The sequence below is a fragment of the Adlercreutzia sp. ZJ141 genome (genome assembly GCF_011038965.1).
Classification (GTDB): Bacteria; Actinomycetota; Coriobacteriia; order Coriobacteriales; family Eggerthellaceae; genus ZJ141.
Genome location: NZ_JAAKEB010000007.1, coordinates 72789 through 94387 on the forward strand (window position 1 = coordinate 72789; position 21599 = coordinate 94387).

Sequence of the window (21599 nt, forward strand, 5' to 3'; positions counted from 1 at the left end):
TGCGCTGTTTGACGATATGTTCTTGCGCTTGAACACCGTGGCGGAAGCTGCTCCTTACAAACGAGGGTGGTCAGTTGCGTTGTTCTAGGTTGGTTGATTTAGCCGGGACGACATCCCGTTGCTCGCCGCGCGCCAACGCGAAGGCATCAACCAGCGCGGCAAGACGGGAGCGGGTATACCGCTCCCGTCCGTAGCTTGCGAATGATCGCAAAAGAGGGAGAAACTATGCCGTGTGCTTCTTAGAGCGACGCTTGATGATGAAGGCAGCCAGAGCGCCCACAATCAGAATGCCGCCACCCACATAGAAGATGGTCGTGCCGATACCACCAGTGGAGGGAAGCGTAGAGCCAGCTTTGTTGACAACTACAACAACATCAGCAGCAATGTTGTTGTTCTGGTATGTAACAACTTTCGTTGTTTCTTGATTGGTAATCTCGCCATTCTCATTAAGATATGTGGTGAAGTTTGTTTGCGTCTCCGTTAACTTACTAGGAGTCACCTTGACAGGTGAAGTCAAACGATTATACCCATTCGGCGCAGCAGTCTCGGTGATAGACACCTCGGCACCCGACTGAAGACCCTTAATGGTGATTTCACCGGTATCAGGGGTTGTTATAGAATTTGTATAGTCTTCGGTATTGGAACCTTCCGGAAGTGTCTCAAACGCATAAATGTAAGCGCCATTAGCGTCTGTGGCTTTTTTGACATAGAACGGGAGTTCAAACGTTGCGCCAGTCAGGCTCTTGCCAGCATCATCAACCTTCTTCAGGGCAATTGCGTAAGTTTTAATCGTCTCTTCATCGCTGTAGTTAGTGCCACCGCCGCCAGTGGTGTTATCATCTTTTGCCCAGGTCAATGTGACTGTGTTCGTGTTACCTGTTCCCGCGATTGCAGCAGTATCTGTCACGGTAGCTTCGTAAGTAATAACGACCGTCGCACCATTTTTGTAAAGACTTTCACCAGTAGTAGTGTTAGTCCACGGAATGACAATCTTCTTTTCGTCATCGAACTGCGTCACTGTCAATGTAGTCTGATCATTAGTCGTAGTGGTGGTGTCTCCATCATTATCAACCAGGATAGACTTAACAATAACATTGCTCAAAAACGTAGGCAAAGTGTCCTCAATCGTATACGAAGTGATTTTCTTTGCAGTCGCACCTTCACCTTCATAGTTGGAAGTGGAGAAAGAAACCGTATACGTTACTGTCTGACCGATATAAACATCTGCGTCATCTACTTTTTTCACAGGCTTTCCTGGTGCCTTTCCATTCTTATCATAAATGGTCACATCAGGATTAGTGGAGTCTACCGAAATAGCTGTGCCCTGAGTCGTTGTCACAACATAATACCCATACTGAAGATTTGTGAACTCAAGTGCAGTGCCATCGCTCGTCGCGGAAACAGCAAGCTCGCCTTTAGCTTTAACATAATTCGTTATCGCAGTGATAGCTGCCGGGCTCAGTGGTTTTTCTTTCGCGGTGATATAACCGTTATCATCTTCCGCAAAATAAGCACTCAGTTCAGTCGGAACCGTGCCAGTGTAAACAATAGAATCGGACGTTTCCTCGCTATTCTTAGCAACCTGAGCATCAAATAGCTTATACACGGAATACGTTTCGCCCTTTGCTGCATTCTGAATAGTAATCTTTGCATTATCAGAATGAGGTGTTGTAGCAGGTACCGACTGCGCCAATGCGGCGGCGGGGACCAGCAGCGCTGTCATGAGCACAGCCACTGCTACGCTCGTTAGTTTTCGTAATGCGGATTTCATCTCTTTCCCTTCAATCGTAGTTCGGCGCCGTGGCGCCCCTCTTGCCGCGTGCGCGGCCTGCCTCACCTTAGGGAGGTGCCCCCTTCCTCTCGCTCTCTATAATTCCTCCTTCCACGCTCATTTCTTATTCTGTGTCTCTATCTCACCAAGGCTTTTCACCTGGTCAATTGTCAACTACTCACGTGCGACCTGCGTGGTGAACGCTTTTGCTCTTGCGCGTTGCACTTACAGTAACTCGCGCTAGCTCACCGGGCCGAAGCGGTTTAGCGGCCACACGCGGAGTGCCAGCCTGCCTACCATGTCGTCGGGCGACACGCACCCCACCTGCGAGCTGCGGCTGTCCACGCTTGTTTCGCGATGGTCGCCCAGCACGAAGTACTTGCCATCAGGCACCTGGTAGGGCAACTTAATGTCGCACGTTCCCAGCGCCTTGTCGGTTACGTAGGGCTCGTCGAGCTCTTGCCCGTTCACCGACACGTTGCCGTCTTTGTCAATGTCCACCCAATCGCCAGGCTTTGCCATCACGCGCTTCACCAGCACGTTGTTGTTGTGGTAAAACGCCACCACGTCGCCCTGCTCTAGCTCACTCGTGCCGAGGGCCACCACCACGTCGCCGTCTTCCAGCGTGTCGGTCATAGACGAGCCGCTGATTACCAGCGTTGGCAGCATCAGCACTGCTGCGAGCACGGCCACCGCCGCTACTACCACCAAGCCCAGAAGCGTGCTGCTTACGATGCGGCGCTTCGACTGCCTGCCTTGTTCGCGCGTAAGCTCGGCTTGCACCGATTCTGAGTTCACGAACACCGCCTGGCACGTGATTGCAGCCGGGGTTACCTCCTGTTCCTGTTCTCCAGCGCTCACTCATCGGCCGCCTTTGCGTTGTTGCCCGGCGGTGCGGGCGGAGTTGCGGGAGCGGACTTGTTGTCCATTTCCCCGCACACTTCCTGCAAGCTGGCGATATACCAATCAGCCGTAACGTTAAACGCCTCCAACGCGCCGCGCACGCCCTCGGCGGCATTCACGATGATTCGCGCGTGCTTTCGTTCTTCTTCCTTTGACACCTCCAGCTCGTCGAGTCGCGCTTGCATGCGCGCGATGCGTTTGTCTTTATCGTCTAGCCGCCCTTTTAGGCGCTCGATTTGCTCGTCCTTGACGTCTAGCTTCTCGCGCAGCCGCTCGTTCAGGCTGGTGCAGCGCTCAAATTCATCCGCAACGTCACGCAGGTAGTCTTGCAGGCGCTCGGCGTCTTTGCTTTGCGTCAGCAGCAACTGCAGCAGGTCTTCGCGACTGAGTCGCGAAAGGTCGCGCGACTTTGTGACGATGACGTGCTCAAGCGAAGGCGCGCTTATGGCCGGCTCTTTTGCCAGCTGACCGGAAGATGATGGCTCAACGGGTGCAGACCACTCTGCCGCAGGTTTCGAGTCGGGTGCGTTCGATTCGTCCGGTCGAGACGCATGCACGCCAGTTTCAGCAGCAGCTTCAGCCGATTGCGGCTCAGCTACTTGCGAATTGGTTGCTTTTGCCACAGTTGGCTGTGCGGCCGCAGCATTAGCTTCCGGCGACTGCGCTTCAGCTACTTGCGAATTGGACTCTTGCGACTCGGATGCTTGAGCACAAGCATCCTGCGACTCAACCGACAACGCACCGTCTGTTTTCTTCTTCCTGTCAAACAAACCCATGAGCATTTCACCTCCGTCCCTGTTTCAGCACTTTTGCCTGCATATTTGCCGTAATTGGCTCCTTTACTACTGACCTTGACATGGCTAGCGCCGCCGCTCGAGTTTCGAGCGCGCATTTTCGCCTGCTATGTAATGGAATAATCGCCTAGTTACGCACTAGACGCGCAGTTTTCGTCGTCGCTTTGCCGCGATTCCCACGCCCGCGCACGCCATCAACATTGCGTCGACGCCAAGCAGGGTGCCTACGCCCCCGCCGCCCGTTTCAGGCAACTCAAATCCCGCCTTGTTTACAACCTTAACTATGGGAACTTCCTTGCTTGCACCATTCGCACCTGTAATAGTGGCCTTTTCAGCCGCAAGCGTTCCAACTTGTTGAGGCTTGCCCGCTGCGTCCGTATATGTTTCACTGGTGCCCGGAACTACCTGTTTGTTGCCTACAATCACACCATTTTCGGTGCCATGCGTAAGTTCGAGGGTAATAGGTTCCGTGAGCGGCGCATGCCCAAGCGGTGCCTTGGTTTCGACCAAGTAGTATTTCTCACCAAGCACATCAGTGGGAACCAGGTTTTCAAATGCGATCTGGCCTTCGATCCCCCCATCAGCTGCGGAAGCCGTAACTCCCTCATCCACCTTGACGTACATGCCTGCAGGCAACCCGTTCACCGCTTTGCCTGTCTCGCCTTCCAGAGCCTTTCGATAAAGCTTGAACTCAGCACCCGCAAGACCATCCGCGCTCACATTATCGCTCGCTTTATCGCTCGTCTTCTTTAGGACGAAATCACAGCTCACCGCCTGTACGACGGGATTAGGGTAGGTCACGGTCTGGGTTTCGTCATTCTTTTTGTACGTTAAAGTTGCGGTCTTATTCGAATGGAAGCCTGGCTGCCCAGAGCTGGTTACATGCGCGGTGTCGTAATCCGTATTCTTATCGCCCTCAACAGGACTTCCACTAGCGCCGCCATCCAGGTAATTTCCTTCCGCTGCGACATAGTCTCGATAGGCCTTGCCGGTGGTCTTCACGTTGAATGACAGAGTGACCTTAGTGCCAGGTTCTGGTATGTAGTCTGGCTCAAACGTGGCAGTGATCTTCTTTGTATCTTTGTCGTATGTGACAGAGTGCAGGATTCCCTGACCCTGGTATACGTTTTCGGGTTTAAATCCATTGTCTGGCTGTTTTATCTCCGTGACATTCCCGTTCTCGTCTGTTATGACCTCAGGATTCTTATAGAGAACTACTTCAGTGCCATCAGCCTTATGGAGAGTTACTTTGAAGTCTGGTGTACTCGCAAGGTCGACATAGTCACTCAAGGTGTCCGTAATAGTAAGATCAGAGTACACCGCACCGTACATGAGCTTTTTGAGATCCCGCCTTAGCTGGATTGTATTGTTTGCAAGATAGAAATTCCCTCCATTGCGCTTCATGTTTTCCAAGATCGTATTATCGCCAGTATTGGCATTGGAGGCTACAGAAACTGTATTGACAATGAGATTAGGGTTAGCGTCCATAAGTTCTTCAAAATAACTCTCAGTCGCCGTCTTGACAACCCCTTGAATACCGTTCACTTCATAACCGAGGCCACCCTTATTCCAATGCACACGTCCCGTCAGGCCGGTATAAGACGAGAGATAATAAGTTGGAATGCCGTCGGACAGAAACAGCATAACCTTTTTATGCCCATTCCCTGCTATTTTCGGATCTGTTAGCAAGCTCTTTGCCTCAAGAAGGCCTGCACTATAATTCGTTCCATTATTCGCTTGTCCAGCCACATTAGAAGCTTTTGGCGTTTTTGTCCACGGTACAAGAACCGTAGCGTCCTCGTTATAGTTATAACTGTCCATTAGTCCAGGGCTCTTTCCCTGGAAACCCACTACAGCCAAATAGTTGTCTTTGTTCGCCTTTAGAAACTGGTAGATCAACCCTTCTGTTTTCTTAGCTTCATAGTCATCGCCGTAAGTGCCATCTAGTATCAGCCGCACAGCCTCGTCGCGAAAGATTGCTGTAGGGGGAGTTACACGGTCATCCTGCATATCCTTGTACAAGTCTTCATCTGTATCATAGTCCATATGCATGCTGCCGGACTGGTCGACGACAATCAGAAGGTCAAGGGGCTCGACTTGTGAGGCCAATTCGGCTGTCAGATTCAAGCGATAGAGGTCAGTCTTGTCAATGGGTTTGCCTTGGGTGTCGGTCGCGTTATCGAGAATTGTATCAGTGTTTTCCACGCCGTCGCGGAATGCGTCGATGGTTTTGTTCCACGTAAGCGTTCCATCAGTGTTGGTAGTCGGGGCGTCAGGAGTAACAAGTTTATCTCCTTCTGCCTGGATGACAGGATGTTCGTATGGAACTGGTGTTTGTTCTGTTCCTCCCGATGTAAAGCTGACGGTAGCCTTATTATTCGAGTGAAAACCCGGCTTGTTAGAGCTGGTCTCGTTGCCAGAATAGTCGGTCTCAGCATCACCCGTGACGCTGCCGTATGTCCTATCGAGCGCATAGTCTTCATAAGCTTTTTTCGTAGCCACTACGTTAAAGGAAAGAGTATATGTGCATCCGGATTCAACCTCATAATCCTGCTTAAACTGAGCTACCACTTTCCTTGTATTGGGGTAGTATGCCACGCTCTCCAGCTTGTCCTGGCCGGCTGTCGTAATGCCAATATTGCCATTCTCGTCGCGACCATAGAGCAGCGTTTCGTGACCCTCAGCATCTTTCATGACAACCTTAAGGTCAGGTTGGCCTTTATAGTAGTCAACATACTCACTCAGGTTGTCTTCGATTTTCAGGTTGGTGGCATAGGAACCCATGGCGGCCTTTTGCAAGTCTTTTTCTAACTCATCCTTATTGGTAGCGGGAAGATATCGCCCACCGCTCACATCCGCCATGTTCTTTAGCGTCGCGTCTTCACCAGGCAATGCTAAACCTCTACCAGTAAAAATACCGACAGTGTAGACATCAACGGTATTATTATTTGGCCAGAATACTTTATTAAAGTATTCTTTGGTTTTGTCTTTGCTGGGTTCTGTCACACCGGGATTTGTGTATCCGTACCCGCCGCCTTCTTTTTCTCCGTTTTCGACGTCGCCAGTTGGGTAATAAATCGTCGGAACACCATCAGAAATGAAGATCAACACTTTTTTGCTATTATTTGTCGGTTGCTTGAATAAATCCTCTGCTTTCTTCAAACCGGCTATATAGTTGGTGTAATGATTTCCTGTTGGTCTCGAAAAACCCGGCGTTCCAGTCCACCTAATTTCTTTTGCTTGCACGTTTACTGGATAACATGTGCCAGATACCCAACCTCCATCGGTGTTATCTTTATTTTTACTCAACGGCTCTACATCTGTTTGATATCCAGTCGTATCCGCATCTCCAAAGAAACCCACAACTGCAACTCTGTTTTTTTCGCTCATGCCCAAAAAGCCGTTGATAAGCCCTTTATCAGAGCCTGTATCGTTCAGAATTTCTTCAACCGCGTCGTCCCTTCTTTTTCTATCTCCCATGTCGGTGTCGCTCATACTCGATGACTCGTCGACCACGATCACAAGGTCAATGCCTTGCTCTTCGGTCGTGAGGGTAGCGTCCAGGTAGAGACGATAAAGGTCTTTTTTTTGTTCTTCGGTAGTATCGTTGTCCAAATTCGTGTCAGGATTGTCGCTACTTGCGTCGTTGTTATCGCGGAATGCATCGATGGTCTTGTGCCACGAAGTCAATTCCGGGCCGCCAGCTGAACCAGCTCTACCGTTCATACCAGCCGCCCCGCCTGCATTCAGTACCTGCGGCACCGCGAACAATTCGGAGAAACTATCCAGCGTGAAGCTGATGTCTTGGCCATTGTTATTGTTAGTGGTTTCTGCCTGCACCGTTTCCAGCTCGTCGCCAAAATGGACAATCTCATAGGTTATATCCTGCTGCTGCCCTGCGCAGCTAATGGTTACCGTAACCGGCGCAGCGGGCTCCACTTCCGTATCACCCACATAAAAGCCCACATCAAACAGGCGAATACCATCAGCGGGTTCGGCTTCCCAACCGTATTGCGCGGCTACCTCGGCGTAGCGCTGCTGGTAGTGCTCTGAATCCCTCGCGTATTCGATAGCCCGCAGCTCGGCACCCTCGGGCAGCTGAGCTTCGGGGCTATAGGTTGCCTTTACGGTGTAGCCTTCGCCTTCGAAGGTTTGGGTGATTTGGTTATCGCTTTGCGCTTGGGGCTCTCCAGCGGCCTGACGGGCGTCCATGATCTTTTGCAGCGCTTCTGCATTTTCCGGGACTTCTGCATAGCCCAGGATGCGCGCGTCAGCGCGATCGGCGCTGCGCTCGTAGTCGATGCGCAGCGCCTTGTGGGTGTGGCTTATCGCATCTTCTGCGTCACCTTGTATTACACGGATACGATCGGGGTTGTGTTGATCGGCGGGCAGCAGTCCTTCCACAATACCCACGTGGTCTGCCAAGGCTGCAACTTCTACATAGGCGGATGCAACCTGGTCTTGCGCAACAATTTCTGCATTCTGCGCATCTTGTGCTGCAGTTTCCACACCTTGCGTTGCAGCGGCTTCAGCCTGTGCCTTGGTCAAGTTCTCCGCTGCCTTCGTGCGCGCGGTTGCCACCTTTTCCGCGTCTTCAGCCTTCGCGAAGAATACCGCGTCGCCCGGTTTCGGCTCATAGCCGCTTTCCACAGGGTGATACAGCCCATATTCCGGGTTCTGCAGCGCTTGCGTCCATTCGGCACACGTGAGCGCAACCGGGTAATCGTTCGCACCGGCGTAGTGCAGGCAGAAAGTTGCGAAGGGTACACTCCAATCAGCATAGGGGCTACCAGCCCACGCGCCGTAACGGGTGTAGCCTTTCTGTTGGCCTTTATCGTTCGTGGTAATGTTCTTCTGGCTTTCGGTGTAATCAAGCTGCGACTGCGCGACGGCCACCACGTCTTTGGTCCAAGTGCCACTTAGATTGGTGGGCAGGGTTGCCTCCCACTGTTCCGGTGTTTCTGTGCTGGAGTTGGCGTCGCCATAGCAGCTTTCGGTGTGAGTGTGCTCAGGCATGGTGCAAGTGAGGGTTTTCTGGTAGCACGCTTGCGCGTGGGTATGACCTGGGGTTTCTGGAGTGGTGCAGGTGAGGGTTTGGTCGCTTGCGGCTTGCGCGGTTGCGGAGGTTGCGTCGCCGGCCGCTTGCTGCTGTGTCGCCGCGTAGCAACCGTTTGCTACCGAGTGCTGGTGAGCTTGTATTTCTTCCTGCCCACACGCCAGCGTTTGCGTGTAGCAGGCGTCATTATGAGTATGCTCGGCAAAGCCGCATGTTGGGTCCCCCGTCATGGCAATGCCGGTGTTCTTCAACGCCCAGAACACGCCAAACACGACAAAGACCGCAGCAAACACCGCCGCGGTAAACGCGATCCTCTGCAGTTTTCTATTCCTGCGAGCAGCCTCCAGATAAGCCCGCATAGTACTCGCCACCTTCGTTTCCCATGCTAGCGCACCTGCTACCAGGGGTTCCGGGTGCGCTTGCCTGCTGTTTCGCACGTGCTTTGCGGCCAGCTTCGCCGCGTTGCGCTTACGCACGTTGCGACAATTTGCTGCGGGGTACCGTTGCACGGGGCGGCTTTTGGCCGTGAAGCGCTGCTACTCCAGCATGTTCCAGCGTTTTCAGTACGCTTGATTTTAACGCCACAGTTGCGGTTCGTCCACAGGTGGGGTATGAATGTCCCCCCTCCCCATTTGTGGAGATTTTTTCGAACGCTTTGGGGTGGTGTGAATTTGGGGGGATTTGGGGTTGCGAGGTTTTTCTTTTATCGACTGACAGACATCGTCGAGTATGTTAAACTTCGTGGCAGAAGGTGCCCCGAGGCTCCGGGCGACTCCTTCGTTTTGAGTTTACCCCGCGTGCACTGCAAAAGCTAGCGGGGTTTTTCTTTACTCAAGAGTCGTTCGTCACCCCTTCCTTGAAGACACTAAACCGATAATACCAATCACAACGAGCAAAAGCTCGCACGTTGCTATTACTGTTTGTGGATCCATCGGCACCTCCAATCTAAGGAGACGCCCGGAAGCGACGAAGCACCGCCGGCGATGTTACCACAACGATGCGGCGCACGGCACCCCCGCTCCCCCCACGCTGTTTGCGTTAGAGGGTCGGAGGATTAGACGATTCACCGTGCACAAGGTTGGAAGTTATTCATGAGTGATAGAATGCTGACGCCGGTAAAGTCCGACGCGGGCGGCGCTTCTATTTGAAAGGAGTGATCGCCAATGTTTGAGAAAATTCTTTTCATTGCGGCCGCAATTGCGACCGTTGCGGGGTTTATGCTCGAAGCATGGAGGGAATGGAAATCGCGAGCGGATAACGGAGGTGGAAAGAGGGGACGGCAGTAGCAGCTACCATCCCCACACAATCTAACCTGCGCTGCCCGTAACAGGCTTACAACCAACGGGCTTTGCCGGTGCTTGCATTGTAGCACACTAAAACTCGCCGTGTCAGACACCTTCGGATGTGCTACACTTCGTAGCAGAAGGTGCCCCGAGGCTCCGGGCGACTCCTTCGTTTAGGTTTACCCCGCGTGCTCTGCAAATGCTAGCGGGGTTTTCTTTACTTAGAAGTCGTTCATCGCTCCTTCCTGGAAGTCACTAAACCGATAATACCAATCACAACGAGCAAAAGCTCGCAAGTTGCTATTACTGTTTGTGCATCCATAAGCACCTCCAATCTAAGGAGACGCCCGGAAGCGACGAAGCACCGCCGGCGATGTTACCACAACGATGCGACGTACGGCACCCCCTCCCCCCCACGCTGTTTGCGTTAGGGGGTCGGAGGGTTAGACGGCACTATCGTGAGCTTTTCAACCTCTTATTGTCCGTAAAAATGGACTTGTTTGCGGCCTCAGGCGCGTATGCTGCAGTTACTCCGTGAAAACAAACCGAACATGCAGCAAAGGAGCCCCGCCATGACCACCACAGCCGCCCTCGCGCACAACATAACCACCATCCCCGTGAACAGCGCTCTCACGCGCCCGATAACCGCACTCCCTACAACCGCTCATCTCATCGACTTCCCCACCGTCAGTGAAACAATCGCTCACACCGCTGGTAGGATGGCCGCCCCTGCACGCCCGTTGCCCGTCGGGACGGCGCGCACAGCTGGCATCGCACGTCCATTTGCTACACCTGTCTTACGCAACGAGCCTTCCAGTGATGCAAACAACAACAGCCTGGCTGATGATAACAACGAGCTGGTGCTTGCCAGCGGTGACACGTATCTGACCTGCATATATGACAGCTCGGCCACGCAAACGATGTCGTCGTGGCAACGAATGACCGACTTAGCCTACAGTCTGCGCGACAAGCAGATCATGGATATCATGCGCGGATGGGACTTAGAAGATGGCGCATGGTTACAGGACAGCCCCCTGGTGCTGCGCTTCGAGCTACAAGACGTTGTGCTGGAGCCAGCTGAGAATGGTGAGCTTCGCATCTGGCAAGGCGTACTCGACGACGAAAGTGACTGCATGCTACGCGCCAACTGGCTACCAGACGGCGCGCATCTCACCGGTGCTGACCGCGCGCGCCTGCAGCGCGAACGGTGTCGCCGCAACACTGGCATAGCGCAGGCTTGCTGGCTTGCCTACCAACCATTGCTGCAGCTTGTAGGCAAGCGCACCACCATGATTGATTGGTTGGCGCTCGGCTGGCGCATCGCACGGCGCAACCACGCGCTGGCCGACTGCCTGTTCATGTTCTCCCACGCGCTGCAACAGGCCTGTTAACCGTAACAAGATCGGCAGGGACAACGGACAAGAAGGACAACGGGGACGTAGGCTATTGTCCCGTTTTTCTTGCAGCGTATTTCAGAACAAGTGGCAACATCCCCGTTGTTTGTACGTTCCCATGGTCTTGAAGAAAAACGGGACAATAGCCTACGTCCCCGTTGTCCTTCTTGTCCGTTGTCCCTGTAGCCGAAGCCTCTCTTAGTGCTCGCCAGCGCGGCGGGCGCGGGCTTCGCGCACCAGCTCTTCGAGATCGAGCTGGTCACGCAGTGCCGGGAACGGCACAATGGGGGGCTGCTCTGCCAAATGGGGTGCGATGTGCTTTTCCATCCAGCACATGTCGTACCACCGGCCAAACTTGTGGCCACACTTCGTAAACCGGCCTAAGTAAGAAAATCCCATTCGCTCGTGGAAGTTAAAGCTATTGCGCGTAAGATATTCGTCCTCTTCCAGCGGATAGGCAACTGCGGCGTTCATGTTGGTGAACCCCTGCTTGCGAAGCACCGCCTCTAACGTTTCGTATAGCAGACGGCCAACGCCTCGGCCGCGCTCACCCTGCCGCACATAGATGGACGTTTCTACCGCCCAGTCGTACGCCGAGCGCTGCTTGAAGGGTCCTGCATACGTGAAGCCAACCACTTCGTCGTCATGCTCGCAATCGATGGCGGCTAAATATGGGTAACGAGCCAAGTACGTGCCCATTCGTTTGGAGAATTCCTCCAACGTAGGTGGCGTATCCTCGAACGTAACCGCAGTGTTCAACACGTACGGAGAATAGATGGCCAGTAGAGCTTCGGCATCTTTCAACGTGGCGATCCTAATTTTGATGTCAGTCATGGGGTACCTCATGCTCATTCGTGCGAAAAAACATTCTTCGTATTATACGGGCACAATACCGCGCGCAATGCCTGACCAGATCTATTTTACCGATATCGTACCTGAACCTTCGTATAGGCTCGCCGCATCGCGCAGCCATTGTGCGTATTCGCGCCGCACCGATGCGGGCTTCTCAACGCGAATTTGGCATCCAAACTGCGCAAGCCATCCGAACAGCACCGGACTCACCATAACAGGAGCAACCACAATCGCGGCAGGTTCACTGGTTTCTTGCGAGGGCAGGCTACGACCTGCCGCCGGAAACACCTGCATAGCATCGCCGAAACGATCGGCAACCGCACTCATAGCGGGCTCGGCCACCAACAGCGTCACAGTTGCCATGCGGCCTGCGTACATGCCGAAGGCGCAGCACCCCATGCTCGCAGGATCGTAGGAGCGCACTGTGTCGTTGGCGCATGCAGCGCAGTCGAGCACGAGCAGCTTGCGCATACGGTCGATGCGATAGTTCGCGAAATCGTCGTGCGACTCGTGGTAGGCAACCAGGTAGTAGTTTCCATCGGAATACACCACGTCAACAGGCGTAACCACGTATGGCCTACCTTCGCGCTGTTCGACCGGCTGAGCAGCCGCGTTCAACTTGCAGTAGCAGAAGCGCACCTGCCGCTTCTCCGCAATGGCTCGCTGAATCACATCCACGTTGACAAGGTCGCTATGCGCCTGCGTTGCCGGGCGCCCCTGCACGTGCACGCGCTTGTCGAGCAGCGCGCTTTGGCGCTTCCCCACCAACTGCTTCACGGCGGTAACCAGCTCGTCGGCCTTCTGTTCCGATATGAACCGGCTACTCTGAATCGCATCGATGATCAGGTTTGCCTCGGGTACGTGTAAGCTGCGGCTCGCCAAGGCGTAGCGCGCAGGCGTGCGCCCCACCATGCGCACGTCCATGCCAAACTGGCGCAGCACATTGATGTCGTCATAGACGCTCTTCCGTTCGGCCGCGACACCTTGCTCTTCAAGCCGCTCGATAATCTGCGCCATGGTAAGCCCGCATTCGGCATCGGTTTCTTCGTACAGCATCCGCATGAGTAGCAGCAGCTTCAGCTTTTTCTTCCCTTTGTCGTTGCTTTTGTTGTTTCCCTTATTGTTTCCCTTGTCGAGCGGCATCGCGCGCTTCCTTTCCCTTTTCACGCGCAAGCCATGCGCGGCTGTAAAGCGTAACCTTCGCATGCCATTTCGCGAACGAACCGTGACAATCACACAATCATAGCGCGTTCGTGCAAAGACGCGATAGAATACGGGCATGATGAAGCCGACAAGCACATATGCCGCTTTTGTAGCCATTCACCACGCCGCACAGACAGGCCTTGAGAAGGGCTGCGTCGAACGGATAGAACACTCGCGCAACGAGGTGATGTGCTAATGTGGATTCGCATGACATGGAACGACGTGCGCATCGTTTGCCACTACCTTGGAGTGCTCGTTCTCTTCTCGTCGGTGCTCATGTTAATCCCTTTCGCCACCGCCATTGTCTGCGGTGAATGGAATGTGGCGCCGCGTTACCTGCTGGGAATGGGCGTGTCGCTGACCGTTGGCGCGCTGCTGCGGCTCATGCGCATAGCGCCGGGGCAGCTGAACCGTCAAAACGCCCTGATTGTTACCGGCTTGGCATGGATTGTGCTGTCGCTGGTGGCAACCGTGCCGCTGAGCATGTCGGGTCATTTCGACACCTGGTCAGACACGTTCTTTGAATGCGTGTCGGGCTACACCACCACCGGCGCAAGCGTGGCATCTAACCTCAACCACATGTCGCATGCCGACAACATGTTCCGGTTTATGATGCACATGGTGGGCGGCTTGGGCGTTATCGTGATTGCGCTGTCGCTTGGCCTGCTGAGTAAGGGCGCCTCGAACCTGTACACCAGCGAAGCGCGCACCGACCACATTGTTCCCAACGTTGTGCAGACCACACGCTTCATCGTGCGGTTGTCGGCGGTGGTTATCACGGTTGTGTTCTTGGTGCTAACCGTGTGCTGCCTTATTGCTGGCATGCCGCCATTGCGTGCGGGGTTACATTCGCTGTGGCTGGCCATATCGGGCTTTTTAACAGGCGGATTTACCCCGTCGTCGTTAAGCATTCAGTATTACCATTCCACCGTACTCGAAATAACGCTGATGCTGACCATGATACTGGGTTCGATCAGCTTCGTTGTGTACTCCGAGGTGCAGCGCGGCAGGTTGCGAGCATTCTTTGAAGACCTCGAGCTGCACACCATGTTCCTCTGGCTTATCGTGATGACCTGCGTTATGGCCGCGACGCTGAGCACGACCGTCACGTTTTCCGACTTGCCTGCCATGCTGCGGCGCGGGCTGTTCATGATCGTGGCAGCATTCACCACCACGGGTTTTCAGAACATCACCAGCAACCAGATGATCACGGCGTTCTCGTCGGGCGCGTTTCTGGTACTGGCTATTCTCATGGCCGTGGGCGGGTCGACCGGCGGCACCTCGGGCGGCATCAAGTTCCTGCGCCTAGGCATCATCTTAAAGTCGGTGCTGCGATCCATCAAGGAAACCATTGCGCCTGACAGCGCGCGCGTGGTGGTTACGTACAACCACATGGGGCGCCGCGTGCTCACGCCAAGCGTAGCAAGCGAAGCCATGACGATCTTTGTGCTGTACGTGATCACGTATGCAGCGGGCGCGCTGGTAGGCGTGGCGTACGGATACGACGCTACGCAGGCAATGTTCGAGTCGATAGCCATGACATCAAACGGCGGGTTGTCCGCCGGACTCGCCGCGCCGGGAATGCCGCTTGGTCTGGAACTTTTCTACATTCTGCAAATGTGGGCGGGCCGTCTGGAATTCCTCACACTGCTGGCACTGATCGTGAAGATAGCGTCATCAGTGATCCCGCGCCGCACGAGCACGAAGTAACACGCACGAAGACACTATATGCATGAAGAAACGTGCGCACGCGAAAGAGCGCATGCGCACGAAAGAACCACGGAAACTGAAAGCGGCAGTATGAGCCTGACGCCCTACACCAACACGCCGTTGCAGTGGTCGATGCCGTGTTGGATGATTTCGGCTGTCCAATCGGCGAACTTGCGCTGACGCGGCACCAGCTGACCATCTTTCAGGACCTCGTAGGTGATAATAGCGCGCTTGAAGCGGCGCACTTCGGAATCGACCGGCAAGCTGAAGCAGCCTTCGCGCGTTTTGTAAGGAATAAACCCCTGCTTAATAGCGGGGTTGAAAATGGCGTAGAGCTGGCCATTCTCTTCGTAGGCCACAATGGCCTTGCGCTCGCCGATCTGATTGGCTGCCAAACAGGCGCACTGCCCATCCATCGACTGCATGGTGTCGAACAAATCTTGCGCCACCGACGCGTCGTCGGCGGTGGCAGCCTCGCAGGGTTGCTGCAAGAACTCGATGTCGGTGACTATTTCTTTTATCATCGGTAACGCTCGCTTTCAGATTCTTCTTAGTGACTTTACTAGGTTTCACGCACGGTTGCTAGGTTTCGCACGCGCTCGCTTTACGCTTTGTTCTCAAGCTCGACAAGTTTTTCCGCCCCATATAGACGGCGCAGCGCTGGCTTCTCGATTTTACCCGTGGCGTTGCGCGGCACATCGGCGAAAATGATACGGCGCGGACGCTTGTAGCGCGGCAACTGCTCGCAGAACTCGTTAATGTCGGCTTCGGTGGTGGATTCGGCTGCTTCGGGTTTCAGCTCGATGACAGCTGTGGCTATCTCGCCCAATCGCTCGTCGGGTAGTCCGATAACGGCCACATCCTTCACCGCCGGGTGCGCCGACAAGAAATCCTCGATCTGCACCGGGTAGATGTTTTCGCCACCGGTAATAACCACGTCTTTCTTGCGGTCGACCAGCCAGTAAAAACCCTCTTCGTCTTGCATGGCCATGTCGCCGGTGAGCAACCACCCATCCGGCGTGATGGTTTCCGCCGTAGCCTCGGGGTTGTTGTAGTAACAGTCCATAACACCAGGTCCGCGCACGCACAGCTCGCCCACTTCCCCTGGCTGAACGTCGTTGCCATCAGCAGCGGCAATCTTCACTTCCCAACCGTAACCCGCCACGCCAATAGCACCCACATGCTCGATATTTTCCACACCCAAATGCACACAGCCGGGGCCAATGGATTCGGACAGGCCGTAGTTGGTGTCGTACTGATGCGCGGGGAAAATGCTCTTCCATTTACTGATAAGGCTCTTTGGCACTGGCTGAGCGCCAATATGCATGAGACGCCACTGGTCAAGCTTGTAGTCGGCAGGATGAATGCGGCCTTCTTCGATGGCTAGCAAGATGTCTTGCGCCCACGGCACCAGCAGCCACACGATGGTGCACCCTTCTTCGCTTACAGCGTCGAAGATGGTCTTTGGGCTAACGCCGCGCAGCAGCACCGCCTTCGAACCGCTGATCAGGCTACCAAACCAGTGCATTTTCGCACCGGTATGGTACAGCGGCGGAATGCAGAGGAACACATCGTCATGCGTTTGCTCGTGATGATGCTGCTCAACCTGCGCGGAATGCGACAGGCTGCGGTGCTTGTGCAGGATAGCCTTCGGGAAACCCGTAGTGCCGCTGCTGAAGTAGATGGCACCGTAGTCATCGTCTGAAATGGGGATCATCGGGTCGGCGCTCGAGCAGTTCGCGGTAAGCTCATGGTAGTCCTCGGCAAAGCTCGGGCAGTCACCGCCCACATAGAACAGCAACCGATTGCGTTGGATGGACGGCACAATAGCCTCGATGCGCCCGATGAATTCCGGGCCAAACACCAAAATGTCGACGTCCGCCAAGTTCACGCAGTACTCGATTTCGTCACTGGCGTAGCGAAAGTTCAACGGCACAGCAATAGCGCCTGTTTTCAGGATGCCAAAGTAAATAGGTAGCCATTCCAAGCAGTTCATGAGCAGGATGGCAACCTTGTCGCCAGCTTTTACGCCACGATTGATAAGCAGGTTCGCGAAACGGTTCGCCTTTTCATCAAACACTTTCCACGTGATTTCGCGGCGATACGCCTGCGTTTCGGTATTCTGTACCAAATCGTAGTCGCGCCACGTGATGCGCCGCGGTTCCTGAATCTCGGGATTGACCTCAACCAACGCGACTTCGTCGCCGTACTTCCCCGCATTGTACCGAAGATAGTCGATAATCGGCATTGCCTTGACCTTCCTGCGCCCACCGCGCATGCTTTCTCTCACACAATAAAGCTCGGATGAGATTCTAGCGCACTTCGCCGAAAGCGGGCGAACAAGAACACAACGCCTGCCGAAAAATAAGAGAGGGCGGCTGATCGCACTTTTGGGAAGTCAGCCGCCCTTGTATCACGTCACAGCAGAACGATACGCCAATCGAAATGAGCCGATGGCACTACTTGATAACTACTTAATGATGAGCACCGGAATGTCTGCATGCTGAAGAACGGCTTGGCTCACGCTGCCCAGCAGACCCTGGATAGCCCCCAAACCGCGGCTTCCCATGACGATGAGGTCGCATCCGTGGTCGTGCGCGTACTTCAGCACAAGACCCTGCGGAACCCCGTGCTGCACCACAATCTCGACCTCGGAAGCGAAGTCACCCAAAGCGGCATCAACGGCGTCCTTGACTTCAGCGAACAATTCTTCATCGGGCCTGGGATGCGTATCTTCAACCTCGAAGCCCGCCATGCGCGCCGTAACCGCAAACGTGGACTCGCCAATCTCGCGTGGATCGAATGCCGTCAGCGCAACAATCTTGTCAGCAAGTCCTACTTCAACAAACTCGCGTGCCGCAACAAGCGCCCTGTTCGCCTGCTCGGATTTGTCGTACGCAACAAGGATAGTTTTATAAGCCATGGTTATCCCTTCCCTTACGAAATTTGCTCTGTCACCATTATAGCGATGCGGGGCCGGTCTTAGAAGTCAAACACCTCGCCAACCTTCGCTGCGATGCACAGGTCGGCATGTTTGTCGGCGCTGGTGGGGCTTAAATTTACAATAGCAAGGCGATCACCTTGGAAGTACTGCAGCAACCCCGCTGCCGGATACACCACCAGCGACGTGCCGGCAACCACCAACAGCCGCGCGTTGGCAATGGCGCGGATGGCTCCTTCCACCACGTGGTCGTCGAGCGGTTCTTCGTAGAGCACCACGTCGGGCTTCACGGTGGCGCCGCACGAACAGCGGGGAACACCGTCGTCGGCACGCTCGTGCAGCTCGATCATTTGGTGAACGTCGAAGGCGCGCCCGCACTTCATACAGAAGTTGCGGTGCACGCTGCCATGCAGCTCAAACACGCTCTTACTTCCCGCCATCTGATGCAACCCATCGATGTTTTGCGTGACCACCGCCGAACACACGCCTGCCACCTCGAGCTCGGCCAACTTGCGATGCGCGCGGTTCGGCTTCGCATCGAGGGCGATCATGCGGTCGAAGTAGAAGTCGAAGAACTCGCTCGGATGCACTTCGAAAAAGCTGCGCGACACCATAGTTTCAGGGGGATAGGCATACGTTTGCGAGTACAGACCGCCTGTGCTGCGGAAATCGGGAATGCCGCTTTCGGTGGACACGCCCGCGCCGCCGAAAAACACCATGCCGCCTTTCGGGCATTCGCGAATCCACGTTCGCAGCGTTTCAATGTCGGTCATAACGAAGGCTCCTTCCTACGGCGATTACCTGGCACACGGTGTGCAGCATTCGCCATGCGCCGCCTGCCTGCCCCGATTATATCGCTTGTACGCCATCGCGCGCGGCCTGTGTTATCCTTCGGCTCACACGACAACGGCAGTTTGCGACGTGCCCGCGTCAAGCTAACCGCATGAGCCGCATTCAACGGAGAAAGGCATCTTATGCGCATCCTTTCCATCACGGCACAAAAGCCTAGCAGCACCGGAAGCGGCGTATTCCTCACCGAAATGGTATCTTCGCTCGCCCGCGCCGGACATGAACAAGCAGTGGTGTTCGGTGCAATGCCCGATGACCCGCCGGCATTTGATCTGGCAACAGATGGACCGCTCCACAGCGTGCATGCCTACCCGGTGCGCTTCAAAACGCAAACATTGCCTTTCGCCGTTGCAGGCATGAGCGATGACATGCCCTACGAGGCAACCCGCTACCGCGACTTCACGCCCGACATGCTGCAGGCGTTCACGCAAGCGTTTTCCCATGTCATCGAACGTGCTCTGAGCGAATTTAAGCCCGACTTGATTATCTGCCACCATCTTTACATCGTCACAGCGGTAACAACGCAGCTTGACCCCACCTGCCCCGTGGTGGGCATCTGTCATGGCACCGACATCCGCCAGATGGGTAAGCACGACCTATGCAACGACTTCGTGCGTGAAGGCATACGCCACTTGAATCGTGCTTTCGCACTGACCGCCGATCAGGCCGAACTCATTTGCGAATGCTACGGCATTGCGCCCGAGCGCGTAACGGTGCTGGGAACCGGCTACAACTCCTTAGATTTCAGACCGCTCGAGTGCAACGCCACCGAACGAGCAGATAAGCCCACCGCCAACTCGGTGCTGTTCGTTGGGAAGGTGTGCGGAAAGAAGGGCGTGCCGAGCCTCATTCGCGCCGCTAACCTGCTCGCCGCCGAAGGCGTGTGCGACCTTCACGTGCGCCTTATCGGTGGGTTCAGCGATGCGGAAGAGCACGCGCGCATCGAGGCACAGGCGCACTCGAGCACCGTGCCGATCGAACTTGCCGGCAAAGTGCCACAAGACGAGCTGATCAACTCCTATCAACGATCGCATGTGTTTGTGCTGCCATCGTTCTTCGAGGGCCTGCCGCTTGTGCTCATCGAAGCGATGGCCTGCGGATGCGTAGCCGTTGCGACCGATCTTCCCGGCGTGCGTCCGTGGCTTGCAAGCGTCGCCCCCGATGCGCCCATTCTGTTCGTGCAACCACCGCGCATGTGCAATGTTGACGAGCCGCTTGAAGAGGACCTGCCCCGTTTCGAGCGCGACATAGCGGATGCCATCCGCACGGCGCTAACACGCGACGGCGCACCCGATACGGTAACGCACCTTTCCTGGGACGCCCTGGTCGCACGCCTGATGGAAGGGTGCTAACTTTCGTCGAAATAGCGCTTCACCTTGGAAAGGGCAGTTGCCAGCACGCGTTCTTCCTGATCAGTTAAGCCAAGTAACGCGTCATCGACCATGTGCTGATGGAACAAGCTGTGCACACGATGCACCTTGCGGCCTTCCGCAGTCAGCGACAGCAGCACTTTGCGGCGGTCGTCTTCGGCGCGCACACGCTGCACAAACCCTTCGCGCTCAAGCCTGTTCACCGCCGTGGTCAACGTGGCTAACGTCACGCCCAGTCGCGCAGCGACTACGCTCATGGGGTTTTCCTCATGTAGCCCAACAGCGGCAATAGTGTGCACGTCGGTAATGGAAAGACCCTGCGTGATGCGGTTATTCAACACGCGCTCTTCGATGCGCAAGATGGAGTTAAACGTTCCTGTGAGCAGGTCGTTCAGCTCGGCACGGCGCTGGTACGCCTCGCTTTCCTTCTTCGTTGCCACACTCGTCGTCTGTTCCACCGCACACCCCTTCCCTGCCCGCTTTCCGCACTTCCTGTCTGCCGCCTGCTCGACAACCCCGTTGCGATTAGCGTCGCGATCCGGTGTCATTGAGTTCAGCGTCGCCGCGTCAAGCGAACGAGCGCATTATCCGCTCTGCCTCAAAAAAGTTGGTTATTTCGATGAGCCGTTTTCAGCTGCCTACTTAAGCGGCATATCGCCCCGATTCTAACTCCTTACCTCTCCACTCACTTCCGTCTCTAATCTCCTGTACTGCACTCCACTTTGTTCGCGTGTTGCACCAGATCGCAGATATGCGTGACGAATGCGTTTTTCATCAGGTCATCGTCTTCATGAAGCGCCGCTGCTGCGGGCGCAATGGCGCGTGAACCGGTGATAGGCCCACCCTCGCCAACATAGTACATCGTGGTGGTCAGCACCATACCAACCAGCGCCACCGCCTCAAATGCCGGGTCAATTTCCGGCCGGAAAATTCCCTCACGCTGCCCGCGCACCAGCTGCTCTTCCAGTAAGTGGAGCAATCTCGCCTCATGCACTCGCATAGCATCCGACCATGCGCGGCCTTCACGCCAGAGTTCGGCCATCAGAAACCGACCGAACGCCTTGTTGCCAAATGCGCGACTTGCGAACAGCTCGATCATTCCCATCAGTGCCTTGTCAGCCGCAGGTGCCTCGGCGCATATGCGTTCGAAGCCCTCAACAATCTGCCCAACGCCTTCCTCAAGGATGCTTTCGGCTAAAGCTGCTTTGTTTTTGAAATGATAGTAAGCCACGCCTTTCGACACGCCAGCAACCTTGACGATCTGATCAACCGTCGCTGCAGAGTACCCTTTTTCACCGATTACCTGAGCGGCGGCATCAAGTAGCTGCTTTCGCGTCGCATCGGCCTTCGCCCCACGAATCCGCTTCATCATCAATCTCTCTCCCTCGTCCGCTCTCCGCCTAAATTCATAGTCCTCCCGATTCGAGGGAATGCAAAGACGCGCCACAAACCGCAAGAGCGCGTCTCCACCTT

15 protein-coding genes are annotated in these 21599 nt (G+C 55.1%); 3 read left to right on the forward strand and 12 right to left on the reverse strand.

Annotated elements, in window-relative coordinates:
* Nucleotides 1-223: 223 nt before the first annotated feature.
* The 4 genes from G7Y44_RS04765 to G7Y44_RS04780 form a co-directional block, all read right to left on the reverse strand.
* Entirely contained in the window at nucleotides 224-1771 is a 1548-nt protein-coding gene (locus G7Y44_RS04765) for a SpaH/EbpB family LPXTG-anchored major pilin (RefSeq protein WP_165247999.1), read from the reverse strand.
* A gap of 240 nt (nucleotides 1772-2011) precedes the next feature.
* Nucleotides 2012-2632, reverse strand: a complete 621-nt coding sequence (lepB, locus tag G7Y44_RS04770) for a signal peptidase I (RefSeq protein ID WP_206214399.1) — start codon at nucleotides 2630-2632, stop codon at nucleotides 2012-2014.
* Nucleotides 2629-3450: a hypothetical protein gene (locus G7Y44_RS04775; RefSeq protein WP_165248001.1), complete on the reverse strand. Its 822-nt coding sequence runs from the start codon at nucleotides 3448-3450 to the stop codon at nucleotides 2629-2631. The genes lepB and G7Y44_RS04775 overlap by 4 nt, the downstream gene beginning before the upstream one ends.
* Nucleotides 3451-3606: 156 nt before the next feature.
* Complete coding sequence (locus G7Y44_RS04780) at nucleotides 3607-8817, reverse strand: DUF7604 domain-containing protein (RefSeq protein ID WP_165248003.1); 5211 nt, start codon at nucleotides 8815-8817, stop codon at nucleotides 3607-3609.
* 1562 nt (nucleotides 8818-10379) lie between these two features.
* On the opposite strand from G7Y44_RS04780, the gene G7Y44_RS04785 reads away from it, so the two are divergent.
* Nucleotides 10380-11198, forward strand: coding sequence for a hypothetical protein (locus tag G7Y44_RS04785; RefSeq protein WP_165248005.1), 819 nt, complete (start codon nucleotides 10380-10382; stop codon nucleotides 11196-11198).
* A 201-nt stretch (nucleotides 11199-11399) separates the two neighbouring features.
* On the opposite strand, the gene G7Y44_RS04790 is transcribed toward G7Y44_RS04785, so the two are convergent.
* Together G7Y44_RS04790 and G7Y44_RS04795 are read right to left on the reverse strand one after the other, a co-directional pair.
* On the reverse strand, nucleotides 11400-12035 hold the full coding sequence (locus G7Y44_RS04790; protein ID WP_165248007.1) for a GNAT family N-acetyltransferase: 636 nt from the start codon (nucleotides 12033-12035) through the stop codon (nucleotides 11400-11402).
* An 81-nt stretch (nucleotides 12036-12116) separates the two neighbouring features.
* Nucleotides 12117-13196, reverse strand: coding sequence for a helix-turn-helix transcriptional regulator (locus G7Y44_RS04795; RefSeq protein WP_165248009.1), 1080 nt, complete (start codon nucleotides 13194-13196; stop codon nucleotides 12117-12119).
* 255 nt (nucleotides 13197-13451) lie between these two features.
* On the opposite strand from G7Y44_RS04795, the gene G7Y44_RS04800 reads away from it, so the two are divergent.
* Entirely contained in the window at nucleotides 13452-14966 is a 1515-nt protein-coding gene (locus G7Y44_RS04800) for a TrkH family potassium uptake protein (RefSeq protein ID WP_165043945.1), read from the forward strand.
* 104 nt (nucleotides 14967-15070) lie between these two features.
* Here G7Y44_RS04800 and G7Y44_RS04805 read toward each other — a convergent pair whose 3' ends face one another.
* From G7Y44_RS04805 to G7Y44_RS04820, 4 genes are all read right to left on the reverse strand, one after another.
* Nucleotides 15071-15490 carry a peptide deformylase gene (locus tag G7Y44_RS04805; RefSeq protein WP_165248011.1) on the reverse strand — a complete coding sequence of 140 codons (420 nt, stop codon included), beginning with the start codon at nucleotides 15488-15490 and terminating at the stop codon, nucleotides 15071-15073.
* An 80-nt stretch (nucleotides 15491-15570) separates the two neighbouring features.
* The gene (locus tag G7Y44_RS04810) at nucleotides 15571-17214 is read right to left on the reverse strand and encodes a class I adenylate-forming enzyme family protein (protein WP_165248013.1); all 1644 of its coding nucleotides are present in this window, start codon (nucleotides 17212-17214) and stop codon (nucleotides 15571-15573) included.
* 222 nt (nucleotides 17215-17436) lie between these two features.
* Nucleotides 17437-17889, reverse strand: coding sequence for a universal stress protein (locus tag G7Y44_RS04815; protein WP_165043951.1), 453 nt, complete (start codon nucleotides 17887-17889; stop codon nucleotides 17437-17439).
* A 59-nt stretch (nucleotides 17890-17948) separates the two neighbouring features.
* A complete protein-coding gene (locus G7Y44_RS04820; protein WP_165248015.1) occupies nucleotides 17949-18680 on the reverse strand; it encodes an NAD-dependent protein deacylase in 732 nt (243 codons plus the stop codon).
* A gap of 201 nt (nucleotides 18681-18881) precedes the next feature.
* Here G7Y44_RS04820 and G7Y44_RS04825 point away from each other — a divergent pair, with 201 nt between their 5' ends.
* The gene (locus G7Y44_RS04825; RefSeq protein ID WP_165248017.1) at nucleotides 18882-20108 is read left to right on the forward strand and encodes a glycosyltransferase family 4 protein; all 1227 of its coding nucleotides are present in this window, start codon (nucleotides 18882-18884) and stop codon (nucleotides 20106-20108) included.
* Here G7Y44_RS04825 and G7Y44_RS04830 read toward each other — a convergent pair.
* Together G7Y44_RS04830 and G7Y44_RS04835 are read right to left on the reverse strand one after the other, a co-directional pair.
* Entirely contained in the window at nucleotides 20105-20584 is a 480-nt protein-coding gene (locus G7Y44_RS04830; RefSeq protein WP_241159189.1) for a MarR family winged helix-turn-helix transcriptional regulator, read from the reverse strand. The genes G7Y44_RS04825 and G7Y44_RS04830 overlap by 4 nt on opposite strands.
* A 239-nt stretch (nucleotides 20585-20823) precedes the next feature.
* Nucleotides 20824-21498 carry a TetR/AcrR family transcriptional regulator gene (locus G7Y44_RS04835; protein ID WP_241159190.1) on the reverse strand — a complete coding sequence of 225 codons (675 nt, stop codon included), beginning with the start codon at nucleotides 21496-21498 and terminating at the stop codon, nucleotides 20824-20826.
* Between the last annotated feature and the right edge of the window lie 101 nt (nucleotides 21499-21599).

Excerpts from the sequence above, each read along its gene's own strand:
- G7Y44_RS04765 (WP_165247999.1), bottom strand. The coding sequence starts at position 1,771 with ATGAAATCCGCATTACGAAAACTAACGAGCGTAGCAGTGGCTGTGCTC.
- G7Y44_RS04775 (WP_165248001.1), bottom strand. The coding sequence starts at position 3,450 with ATGGGTTTGTTTGACAGGAAGAAGAAAACAGACGGTGCGTTGTCGGTT.
- G7Y44_RS04785 (WP_165248005.1), top strand. The coding sequence starts at position 10,380 with ATGACCACCACAGCCGCCCTCGCGCACAACATAACCACCATCCCCGTG.
- G7Y44_RS04790 (WP_165248007.1), bottom strand. The coding sequence starts at position 12,035 with ATGACTGACATCAAAATTAGGATCGCCACGTTGAAAGATGCCGAAGCT.
- G7Y44_RS04795 (WP_165248009.1), bottom strand. The coding sequence starts at position 13,196 with ATGCCGCTCGACAAGGGAAACAATAAGGGAAACAACAAAAGCAACGAC.
- G7Y44_RS04800 (WP_165043945.1), top strand. The coding sequence starts at position 13,452 with ATGTGGATTCGCATGACATGGAACGACGTGCGCATCGTTTGCCACTAC.
- G7Y44_RS04805 (WP_165248011.1), bottom strand. The coding sequence starts at position 15,490 with ATGATAAAAGAAATAGTCACCGACATCGAGTTCTTGCAGCAACCCTGC.
- G7Y44_RS04810 (WP_165248013.1), bottom strand. The coding sequence starts at position 17,214 with ATGCCGATTATCGACTATCTTCGGTACAATGCGGGGAAGTACGGCGAC.
- G7Y44_RS04815 (WP_165043951.1), bottom strand. The coding sequence starts at position 17,889 with ATGGCTTATAAAACTATCCTTGTTGCGTACGACAAATCCGAGCAGGCG.
- G7Y44_RS04820 (WP_165248015.1), bottom strand. The coding sequence starts at position 18,680 with ATGACCGACATTGAAACGCTGCGAACGTGGATTCGCGAATGCCCGAAA.
- G7Y44_RS04825 (WP_165248017.1), top strand. The coding sequence starts at position 18,882 with ATGCGCATCCTTTCCATCACGGCACAAAAGCCTAGCAGCACCGGAAGC.
- G7Y44_RS04835 (WP_241159190.1), bottom strand. The coding sequence starts at position 21,498 with ATGATGAAGCGGATTCGTGGGGCGAAGGCCGATGCGACGCGAAAGCAG.